This window comes from Deltaproteobacteria bacterium (genome assembly GCA_016213065.1).
Classification (GTDB): domain Bacteria; phylum UBA10199; class UBA10199; order SPLOWO2-01-44-7; family SPLOWO2-01-44-7; genus JACRBV01.
In genome coordinates, this window is record JACRBV010000128.1 from 1 (window position 1) to 10886 (window position 10886).

The window sequence follows — 10886 nt, forward strand, 5'->3', positions numbered from 1 at the left end:
TCAGTGGTTTCAGAGAGGTTCCCCTCGGAGAGGTCTCCCTCGGAGAGGGCATCCGTGGATTTACGCCACGGATATCGTTTCCAAAACAACGGATGTGCCAGGCATTGTCACAGTCTTTGGGCCAAATCAATCTTTTTTGGCGCAGGCACTCTATTCCCCCGCTTCCCAAATCGCGCTCCGCGTTTTGAGTCGCTCCAGGGAAACCATTGATAAAAGCTGGTTTGAGGGGAAGATCGCGGCCGCCATCAAAAAAAGAAAAGATTTGGAAATTCCTTCCACGGCGAAACGTCTTGTTTTTGCCGAGGCCGACGGAATTCCTTCCCTGATTGTCGATCAATACGAATCTTATCTCGTAGTGCAAACATTGAGCGCGGGTCTGGAAAAATTCAAAACAGATATTTTTGAAATTTTGAAAAAACTTTTAAACCCGAAAGGAATTTTGGAAAGAAACGATGTTTCGGTGCGTCGCAAAGAAAAACTTGCCCTAATAAAAGAATGTGTCTACGGCGAAGTCCCCAAACAAATTATTATCACAGAGGGGGATTTAAAATTCCTCGTCGATCTTTGGACGGGACAAAAGACGGGGGCTTTTTTGGACCAACGCGAAAATCGTCTTTTTGCCGGACACAAGGCGGAAGGGAATGTGCTCGATGTTTTTTCCTATCAGGGATGGTTTGCCTGCCACATGGCCCGCAAAGCAAAATCAGTTTTATGTGTTGAGAGTTCAAAAGAAGCGTGCGCAAAAATTCTGGAGAACGCAAAATTGAACGGACTGGAATCCAAAATCGCGATTGAAACAGAGGATGGTTTTGATTTTTTGAAAAATGCGGATCGCGCGGGAAAACATTTTGACACGATCAATCTCGACCCTCCGGCATTTATCAAGACGGGCGCTGAACGCGAACAAGGCTTTCGCGGATACAAAGAAATTAATTTGCGCGCAATGAAATTACTCAAACCCAGAGGAACTCTAATAACCTCTTCGTGTTCCTATCATTTCTCCATTGAAGATTTTGAAGCAATGCTGGACGAAGCCGCGCAAGATGCAAACGTTAATTTGGATTTAATCTGCCAAACCGGTCCCGCACTGGATCATCCCATCCTCCCCAACTTTCCGGAGGGAAATTATTTGAAGTGCTATTTTCTCAACGTAAAATCCGCTTAAGAACTATTAGGGCATCTCTAAAAACCTATGAAAACCACAATTTGTCATTCCTCGCTGTGCTTCAAATCCACTTTGTTATCAAACAGATCCTTCACGGAGTTTACCCTGAGCACGAGCAGATTCTTCGCTTCGCTCAGAATGACAGTGATGGCGAAGGGTTCAGGATGACAAGCGTGGTTTTTAGAAGTGCCCATTACACAAGCCTCAAGGGAAAATATCTGGCGATTTGCAGAAAATGTTTGTCTTGGTGCAAAAGCTGACAATCATATTGAATTGCTGTGGCGGCGATGAGAAGGTCTGTTGCGGGCGGGTGAAATCCTTTTTGCATCAGTTGAAATCCCATCTCGCACGCCAACTGCCAATGGAGATTTTCAATGATCAGCCAATGCATTGCCAAGAATTCTTCCTGGATTTCCTGAAACTCTTTTTTGGTACGCCCACCACGACAGACCTCCAAGTAAACCATTCCACAAGTTGCAAGGCGTTTGTTTTTCTTGGCACCCAATATCTGATGAGTCAGTTTTGGATCAGATTGTTTGGAAAATGTTTGTATCCACGCGGAAGAGTCAACAAGAAGAAGTTTCATCCCTTCTTCCTTGCGTGAAGCATCTGTTTCAAGGTGAGTCCATAACCTTTGCCCATACGGTCCAAAAGACAATTGAGTCTTTTGTCTCGCACATATTCTTCGAGGGCAATGATAACGGCTTTGGATTTAGTCGGAGCGGCACTCAGTTTTTGCACTGTTTTCAGAATATCCTGCGGAAGGGTCAAAAGTGTTTTCTTCATGTTTCCAAGATAAATATGGAGATATCTAATGTCAATAAAAAAGATATCTTAATGTTCTTAATGAATATGGCAGACACTGGAGCAGGCGGGTTGTGGGCCTCCGTGCTCGGGGGTGGAAAATTTTCCGCCGGTGTGACAGCCGCCGGGTTTAGCACAAGTGGTTCGAAGCGAATTGACAAGGGTTTGATCGCTTAAGTTTGCTCCCGGTAATAGTGTCCGGTTATTCATGATCAGCAAAACGTGCGCCCATCCATCATTACCCTTCCATGGGTAAGAGGTTCCATCCGTATAACGATACGCTATATGGGGATAGGCTTTATGACATGTGTAGCAAACTGGCGTGATTGTTGTACTTGCGGGCACTCCATTATAATCTTTATCAAACGAAACGGGAGCGGCGTGACACGAAAAACAATTAACGGTGTTTAGCGCTTCCAACGCTTGATAGCGGGCGCCGTGATGCACCGGCTCTTGCCAATTGGAAAGATGGCTTTTATCGTGACACTGACTACAAGAAGTATTTGACGTATCTCCTGAATAATCACCGCCGTGACACACCATACAGTTGGTATTCGAGGTGGACGGAAGTTGGGCTGTAAACTTTGTTGCATGACCAGAAGCAGTTGTCCATCCATCCGAATGTCGTCTCGTCTGATGGCAACTCCAACACTGTTTGGAAAATGAATCGGGAGAATTGTGACAAGTGTCCGTGCAATTACTCAAAGTTTTAGTCCCTCCGAGGGTGATGTTTAAACTTCCGATGTCCATCGGCTTGAGCGTATCCCAAAGAGTAGTACCGTGTTTTGTGAGCCAATTTGTTTCATGAGGATAAGCGCTGTGGCATTTGTCACAACGCACCCCGGACAATCCCCCCTTCAGGTCGGTACCATGACATTTTGTGGCGCAACCGGCGGTTGATTTTTCCTGACGGATTTGCAGTGCGTGATCCTTTTCCCATATAGCCATGTGTGGAAAAATTTTATGACAACTGTTGCAAGCAGGCCCGGATTGTCCTTCCAAATTTTGTCCGTGACAGAGACGGCAAACTTGCAAACCGGATTTCTGAACATAAACACCATGAACCTCCGGATTTTTCCAATCAGCCGTATGGGGAAAAATGGGAGGAGGTGCGGGCGGCGGAGTGCCTCCGCCGGGGTTGACGGGCGGAGGCGTCGATCCCGCCGCTATTTCGGACGAGGAATCACCACACGCCGCAAGACAAAGGCAAAATAAAAAACAAAAAAAATGGAAAAATTGTTTCTTCATTTGGAATCAACAACTCCATTGATATGCAAATCGAGTCTTACAATTTTCAATGTTCCGTCCGGTTGTCTGTCCGCGGTTGGATGACAAAAAGAACAGTTGGTCCATGAACTCATATGAGTGCCTTGAGGCGGCACACCGTGGCAAGCATCGCAGTGTTCGGGAGCGCCACTCGCATCTGTCCAAACAGGCTGAATTAAATTTCCGCCCGCGTTCAAACTCACACCGTGACAATACACCGCACAGCTTTGCATCTGAGGATCATAAGATGCCGCAACGCCATTCGCTGTTCCCATCCCGCCGTTGAACACAAGCGTTGCCTCTCCGTCACGATGTCCGGGATCAAAAACGGTTTGATATTCAGGATGACAAGATTTGCACACAACATTGGAACTCACGGAATTGTGCAAATGACTTTGATGCGCACCCACAGCGCTAGAGTCGGTATTTCCATCGGTGTCTGAAGGCGGAGCAGGATCTCCCGTCTGATCATTCCCATGGCACTTCGTACAAATTTGCGGCGGTGAAATTAATTTTACTCCCTGTCCATCATTATGATGTGCGGGATCTGTCATCACGGGATTCCCGTCGGAACCCTGAGCCCCAACCGTTGGATGACAACTTGAACAATCATGTCGGGCGGGATGCGGCGCGTTGGGCGGTTGACCGTGGCATGCAATGCAAACTTTGGTTCGATTAACATCCACATTGCCATTCACATGAAGGGTTTTGTCCGCAATAGTAAGATTGGGCCCAGCTGTTTCGTCATGGCATCTCTCACAATGTTCACTTTGAATGTGAGGCAAAGGAGGCGGCGCACCGTGACAAGCATCACAATGTTTGGGAGCACCACTTGTATCTGTCCAGACAGGAAGGGTTAGACGTCCTCCGACGTTCAAACTCACACCGTGACAATAAACGGCACAGCTTTGTAATTGAGGATCATAAGACGCCGCAACACTGCTTGCCGTCCCCATCCCGCCGTTAAAAACTACTGTCTTCGCACCATCACGATGCCCCGAATCAAAAATCGTTTGATATTTGGGATGACAGGATTCGCACACAACATTGGAACTCACCGAATTATTTGTATCTAAATGACTCTGATGCGCTCCAACACTGCGACTCGAAGCATCCGTATTTCCATCCGTGTCCGGCGGAGGCGCGGGACCTGTCGTATCCGATCCATGACATCTCGTGCAAATCTGCGGCGGAGGAACAAGTTTTACTCCCTGTCCATCATTATGATGATCCGGATCCGTCATCACGGGATTTCCATCGGGACCAGCAGGACCAACTGTTGTATGACATCTAAAGCAGTCGTGTCGGGCGGGATGTTGCGGATCTTCGGGCGCACCGGGCGGTTGGCCGTGGCATGCGATGCAAATATTGGCTACGGTTTCAACCTTCCCGTCGATATGTTTGCTAGTGTTCGCAAAAGTTCCATCCGATTTCATTGTTTCTGTGTGGCAATGGTAACAATCTTTAATTTGCAGATGTTGAAAATGGGGCGGTGGAAGTTTGTGGCAAAGATTCGTGCAACCCTGTTCCTGCGGGGGAACGGTGGACCATGGCGGAGAACTTTCTGCTCCGCCCGCCAAACCCGCACCATGGCAGGCCACAAGACATGTCTGTGCTACCGCATCATACGCGGGATTCACTCCGCGCTCAGCCGCACGGCTATCTGTAGAAAAAGAAACTTTGGGCTTTTTGTGCTCTGCAAAAGATTCCGGAATAAAATGACAATCTTTGCACAAAACAGAAGAGGTCCATTGGTAGGATTGTTGAAGATGCCAATCATGAACCCTGCCAGTTTCAAAACGATCTTGACCTAACAAACCTTTCCATCCGCCCGTCGGATTTTTTGGATCTTGATGACATTCACCGCATCGGTTTCTTGGGGGCGCGCTTTCCTCTTCTCTGGTCTTCGAGAAACACTTCTCCAACAGCAGTGTGCCGCCTATAAACAATCCCCAGACTATTGGCGGTATGGGCATATATTACTTTCCCTTCTCACAAACAGGAATACCTTGCGGTCCCTGCTTTGATTCATCATGACAAAAATTTGTGGCGCAACTTTGCTGGCCGCCAAAAACCGGATCCTGCGTCTGTTGATGACATTGCATACAGATACCAACGCCTCCTTTGGAACACACGGCTTCTCCATGCGGAGTCAAGCGGCCCGCGCGTCGGTTGGCCCACCCCACCGGATGCGGCGGCACAGAGCGTTCGCGTCCCGTGATCGTTGCCAAATGGCACTCTCTGCAATTTGCCGCGTTATTGTTGAGTGAAAGAGAAGGAACTCCCCTTTTTTCGTGATGACAACTGCCGCATTGCAAACGGTTCGCGTCTAATTCTCCCTGATGGCGGTCAATCATTCCGGGCGTATGAAAACTAAAACCTGTTTTGCGTTTTCCGCTATGACAAGTATCATAACAATTTTGTTGGGGCTCATGACAAACCCAACAATTATTTCCCTTCTCTTGATTGGCCTTAACGAAAGAAATTCCCTGCGCCAACACAACACCACTGTAACGATGTCCGCCTTCCGTGCCCCATATCTTCTGATCCGCATCCGTTGTGCCGTGAGTATTTGTCACCGCATGGCAGTTCGTACAAAAACTTGGGGCATGACAGGATTTGCAACTCACGTTACGAACCCCTTTTGCCTTGGCTTCTTCCAAATAAGTTTTTCCATGTTCTCCACCGCTTGAAACACCGCGAAGCCACGACTGGCTTTTGGGAGAAGGCGCCCATGTGGCGGGTGCATGACTGAAGGGTCCCACCTTAGTATGGCAGGTATTGCAAACCAGCAACGGATTGCTTTCGATCACATGATGTTGGTCGTCGTTGATGGGAAGCACATGACATCCGGCGCAAATTTGCGGATTCTCCACAGCATCCGCGCCATGGTGTCTCCCCTCTGCATTGCCCAACAAATGTTTCAGATAGTTCGCGTGATCCAGTTCGTCATGACATTTTTGGCAAAGCATTTCACTGGGCAGTTGGACCTTGGGCTGATCCACACGAATCTTGTGGCGCGATTGATACCACGGATTGGGAACTTCTTCGGATTTATCGACATGACAATTGTAACAAATAGCATCGGTCCCTTCGGTATAAGATTTTTTGAAAATCTCTCCATGGACTTCATCGGGTTTGCCTTCAGCAGTATGAGCCTCAAGAAATAAATCGCCTTGTTCTGCTTCCGGCGGACCTTTATCTCCTCTTTTTGGCCAGCGACTTGTCGAAAGCCAATCGCCAAAAGCGGAAGCCGGAAACAAAAATCTGGGGGAAGCGAGCGACATTGGACGAAAAGAATTGGCAATCGGCTGGTTTTGATATCCCAAAACAACCATCGCATTCCAACGCAAGGGATTGCTATTGGGATACGCATCTCCTTCGTTTCGAAAATCACGCTGGACAACAACGCTCGCGCACCAGTGCGTGTAACACCAAGAAGCGCCTAATTGGGCATTCACACTACTTCGAGGAGAATAAAAAAGAGGATCATTCCAATAAGATTCTGAAAGTCCGGCGTAAAGACGCAAACCGCGAAGGGGAAAATCATCGGGTGTTTCGGCAAAGACATTCAAAGTTTCAAAATCACCGCCGGTGAGAAGTTCAGTATGGCGATAACCTCCGCTGATTTTTATGGCGGGATGTACCGTCAATGAAGGAGTCACTTCATAATCCCGAGTCAAGACTCCGGCACTTCCTTTGATGGCAAGCGTAACGTGTGAGCCCAGCGGCATCGTCCCCGACGCCTCCGCATTCACGCGATTGACGGGAAGCGTTTCGAAAATGGGAGTTTGCCGCGTTCCACTAAAACCTACCGAAACATTTTCAGAATTCCATCGAACCTGCGCGCGCATAGCCGCGGGTGTGAAGGGCTGATCCCCAAATGGCAACAACATATTGGCACTCAAAAGAAGTCTTTGACTGGGACTTAAAGGAACAGAGGACACTCCTTGCAATAAAAATTGATTTTGTGTTTTTCCGTCGCACAAACCGCTATTGCTATCACATGTGAAAAAATATTCTGCGCTCGCCAAACTGCGACTTCCCCACGGACTTCCGTGTAACGTCACGCCACCATTGAAGGCGGCACTCGCTTCGGACAAAGGAGAATTCGGATCGGCAAAGCGGGCGTTGGTCCATGCGAGATTGGCATGCGCCCCAAAATGTTTTTGTGAAATGCGATAGGTAACGCCTGCAGACTGGCTCACAGTGTAGGAAGTTGGAAGCGAAGAAAATTCGCCGCAAATATTTTGATTACCTTTTGTCGATGGTTGCCAGCAGGCTTGCAAATCGAGAGGGCCTAAAGAAATTCCCCCTTCCACGGCGCCACTTAATTCAAAAGAGGAAGCTCCACCGTATGCACTCGCTTGGGCTGTAAGAGGGTTCTCCTGATTTTGACGGATGTCATCCAACCCAACGCCAACGCGGGCTTCACCGGAAGCACCCGGTACAACTGGATCGCCACCTCGGCAAATCCCCTTCGAGGTGTCATAAACCCCATCACATATTTTTTCCATTCACGACATCTGAAGTCCTTTTTGTTATTTGATCGGCTTGTTAAAGCCAACACAGGACCTTGTCAACCGAAATGCTGTAGGCCAAAGCACCCATTTTATGGGCATTGGAGGGAATATTACTTATAAAAAAACGAGCGGAGTCCGACTTTGCCGGTCTGAACGAGAGGGGTACGGGGGGATGGGGCCCTCCCACCGAAGGTGGGGGGGTAGCGATCCCCCCGATAAAAAGAAAGGGGAGCGGTCTTTCGACGGCTCCCCTTCAGGAAAGGAGGGTTAGGGATAAGGGCGGTTGTTATACTTCGCAAAAATCTTTTCACTTACGCATTAAATCGGCCAAGTGTTTCAACTTTTTGGCGCATCAAGTCGGCTTCAAATTCCTGCAGTGCATTTGGATCGTGAACTTCCAAAGATTGTCTCGCCTCAAAATATTTTTGACGGCAGAGAGACATAAATTCAAGCAATTCTTCACGGCGTTCGCTGTTATCGGTATCGTCAAACTCAATACGGGCATATTCATGGTTGATGGAATTGGTAGCCATCGTCAGTTGTAATTGAAGAATCGGATTTTGGGCATGTTCGCTCGGCAATGCTTCCGAAACCGTCACAGCCAATTGCTGTTCGTCCGTTTCAAAAAACTCTTCGTATTGATCGTATCTTTTGTTATTTTCTCTTTTCATAAACCCTCCAATTTTTGCTCCTCACACCCATCAAGAGTGCAATTAGATTGCCAAGATGAGGCTTGAAGGGTGATACAAAAGCACTTGAAATTAAAAGGTTTTTTAAAGAGTATTATCCGTCGAAGAGATAATAAGGGGGGATGGGGACCCAAATTGGGGGGCTTGCACCCCGCCCCCCCCTCATAAGTGTCCGACACTTACGAAGGGGGTAGGGAAAGCAGTTTATTGATGGAAAGAGTGATTTGGTCCAAGGGAATTTTTTCAATGGCACCGGTTTTACGCGTTTTAAGTTCAACGCTGTTATCCTTCAAACCGCGGCTTCCGACGACAATAAAATAGGGAATGCCGATTAAATCGGCGTCTGCGAATTTCACGCCGGCCCTTTCATCGCGGTCGTCATACAAAACTTCGATTCCTTGATTTTGTAAATCGTCATAAATTTTTTGGGCGGCCTGAATAACTTGTTCGTCCTGATTCAGGGAAATCACCTCAACTTGAAACGGCGCAATGGGAAGGGGCCAAATGATTCCCTTGTCATCATGATTTTGTTCGATGGCCGATGCCGCGGTTCGCCCAATACCAATACCGTAAGTCCCCATGATAATAGGATGGGACTTGCCGGACTCATCTAGAAAATTGGCGTTCATTGCCTTGGAATACTTCGTCCCCAGTTTGAAAATATGCCCTACCTCAATGCCCCGCTTGATTTGCAAAATCCCTTTGTCACAGCAATAGCAAAGATCTCCCTGTTTCACCAATCGCAAGTCAAGAAATTGATCCGGTTCAAAATCAACGCCGGCGGCCACGCCTGTCAGGTGAACATCTGTTTTATTCGCACCGGTAACACCATCTGAAATTCCTTCCACGGAAAAATCGGCAAAAACCTGAACAGACCCCAAAGATGTTTTCCTTTTCAATCCCACCGGTCCCGCAAAACCGACTTCCGCACCCGTTAACTCCCGAATGGTTTTGGCATCCGCCAAAGTCAAAAATTGAGCACCGCAGGCATTCTTCAATTTGACTTCGTTGATTTCCAGATCACCGGCAATCAACGCCGCAACAAGTCCGTCATCGCGCAAATAAACCAGCGTCTTGATCATTTGAGAAGGTTTGACCTTCAAAAAGTTCGCCACCTCTTCCACTGTTTTGAGACCGGGAGTTTTGACTTCTTTGAATTTTGATTTCACAGAATTTTTCTTTTGAGAAGATGACTGACGGGCCGCGGCCATTTCTAAATTTGCCGAATAATTACAGGCGTCACAGAAGGCTATCTCACCCTCTCCGGTGTCCGCCAAGACAACCACCTCATGCGAAGAAGACCCGCCAATCGCGCCCGTATCGGCCTCAACAACCTTCGTTTCCAGCCCGCAACGCTCGAAAATGCGCACATAGGTCCGGCGCATCAGCTCGTAATGTTCATCCAAATTCGTTTGGGTGGCGTGAAAAGAATAACCATCCTTCATAATAAATTCCCTCGCCCGCATCAGACCGAAGCGGGGGCGGATTTCATCACGAAATTTGGTATGGATCTGATAAAAATTTTTCGGAAGTTCCCGATAGGAACGGATTTCCCGTCGGACCAAATCGGTGATAATTTCTTCCTGAGTCGGACCGAAACAAAAATCGCGCTCATTACGGTCTTTGAGCCTCAACAATTCCTTGCCGTAAAAATTCCAGCGCCCTGTCTCCTGCCAAAGTTCCGCCGGAATAATAACCGGCAATAAAACTTCCTGACACCCTGCTCTGTCCAATTCTTCCCGCACAATTTTTTCGATTTTTCTTAAAACCCTCAGGCCCAGAGGCAAATAATCATAAATGCCCCGAGCCAGTTGGCGAATCATTCCGGCTCTCAGCATCAACTTATGGCTCACCACTTCCGCATCGGAAGGGGCATCTCTTAAAGTGGGGATGAGCATCTGTGAATAGCGCATAGGCGCATCTTCTGACACAGCTTGCAGACAGGATCAATGATGGAATTTTTTCGCGGTTAGGGAACACACTTATTTTGTCGAATGAGCGCCAGAAGTTTCGCGTAGGTATTATCGACTTCAGATTTTTTTGGGATGAGACCATTGCGTTCCAAAAGCTCGATCATGTCAGGCGATTCAGCGAATCCAAAAACTATGAGATAAAGAAAATCGATTTGGTCAAGAGTCAGGTCATGATTGCTTGTAACCCAAAGTGCTTCCTCTTCGTTCCCGGGCAAATGCCACCCAAGCCCAGACTTTTCCATTTCCTTACGAACATTCTCAGCGGATCCCATTTCTTTGGTGAGGTCTTTCATTTGTTCTGGTGTAGGCTGATTAACTAAAGGAAGCTCAACAGAAAGAGGAAACAAATAATAAGAAATCCATGGCGCCAAAGTTTCATTGATCACAAAAGCATGTGCAACATCCGCACCATGATATTTCATCATTTCGACGAATCGATCTTCGTAACTTTTCCCGGCAAGACCCA

Annotated in this window: 9 protein-coding genes; 1 reads left to right on the forward strand and 8 read right to left on the reverse strand. The window is 47.7% G+C overall.

Translation table 11 applies throughout. The features are described 5' to 3' along the window. On the forward strand, positions 1–1165 hold a 1165-nt coding region (locus tag HY877_07530; protein MBI5300122.1), incomplete at its 5' end, for a class I SAM-dependent rRNA methyltransferase. 193 nt (positions 1166–1358) lie between these two features. Here the strand turns inward: HY877_07530 and HY877_07535 are convergent. The 8 genes from HY877_07535 to HY877_07570 all read right to left on the reverse strand — a co-directional run. Beyond that, positions 1359–1751 (reverse strand): PIN domain-containing protein, encoded by a 393-nt coding sequence (locus tag HY877_07535; GenBank protein ID MBI5300123.1) that lies wholly within the window; start codon positions 1749–1751, stop codon positions 1359–1361. After that, on the reverse strand, positions 1748–1951 hold the full coding sequence (locus tag HY877_07540; protein ID MBI5300124.1) for a hypothetical protein: 204 nt from the start codon (positions 1949–1951) through the stop codon (positions 1748–1750). Before HY877_07540 ends, HY877_07535 begins: the two co-directional genes overlap by 4 nt. A gap of 57 nt (positions 1952–2008) precedes the next feature. After that, positions 2009–3217 (reverse strand): hypothetical protein, encoded by a 1209-nt coding sequence (locus HY877_07545; GenBank protein ID MBI5300125.1) that lies wholly within the window; start codon positions 3215–3217, stop codon positions 2009–2011. Continuing rightward, complete coding sequence (locus HY877_07550; protein ID MBI5300126.1) at positions 3214–5211, reverse strand: CxxxxCH/CxxCH domain-containing protein; 1998 nt, start codon at positions 5209–5211, stop codon at positions 3214–3216. The genes HY877_07545 and HY877_07550 overlap by 4 nt, the downstream gene beginning before the upstream one ends. Before the next feature lie 3 nt (positions 5212–5214). Further along, positions 5215–7752 (reverse strand): hypothetical protein, encoded by a 2538-nt coding sequence (locus HY877_07555; protein ID MBI5300127.1) that lies wholly within the window; start codon positions 7750–7752, stop codon positions 5215–5217. A gap of 317 nt (positions 7753–8069) precedes the next feature. Next, the gene (locus HY877_07560; protein ID MBI5300128.1) at positions 8070–8429 is read right to left on the reverse strand and encodes a hypothetical protein; all 360 of its coding nucleotides are present in this window, start codon (positions 8427–8429) and stop codon (positions 8070–8072) included. 197 nt (positions 8430–8626) lie between these two features. After that, on the reverse strand, positions 8627–10360 hold the full coding sequence (locus HY877_07565) for a proline--tRNA ligase (protein ID MBI5300129.1): 1734 nt from the start codon (positions 10358–10360) through the stop codon (positions 8627–8629). Positions 10361–10416: 56 nt separating this feature from the next. Next, positions 10417–10886 (reverse strand): hypothetical protein (locus HY877_07570; protein ID MBI5300130.1); only part of this gene is annotated, 470 nt, incomplete at its 5' end.

Bases quoted from the DNA above. Each gene is read 5' to 3' on its own strand.
- HY877_07550 (MBI5300126.1), bottom strand. From the start codon at position 5,211: ATGCCCATACCGCCAATAGTCTGGGGATTGTTTATAGGCGGCACACTG.
- HY877_07545 (MBI5300125.1), bottom strand. From the start codon at position 3,217: ATGAAGAAACAATTTTTCCATTTTTTTTGTTTTTTATTTTGCCTTTGT.
- HY877_07565 (MBI5300129.1), bottom strand. From the start codon at position 10,360: ATGCGCTATTCACAGATGCTCATCCCCACTTTAAGAGATGCCCCTTCC.
- HY877_07535 (MBI5300123.1), bottom strand. From the start codon at position 1,751: ATGAAACTTCTTCTTGTTGACTCTTCCGCGTGGATACAAACATTTTCC.
- HY877_07540 (MBI5300124.1), bottom strand. From the start codon at position 1,951: ATGAAGAAAACACTTTTGACCCTTCCGCAGGATATTCTGAAAACAGTG.
- HY877_07560 (MBI5300128.1), bottom strand. From the start codon at position 8,429: ATGAAAAGAGAAAATAACAAAAGATACGATCAATACGAAGAGTTTTTT.
- HY877_07555 (MBI5300127.1), bottom strand. From the start codon at position 7,752: ATGGAAAAAATATGTGATGGGGTTTATGACACCTCGAAGGGGATTTGC.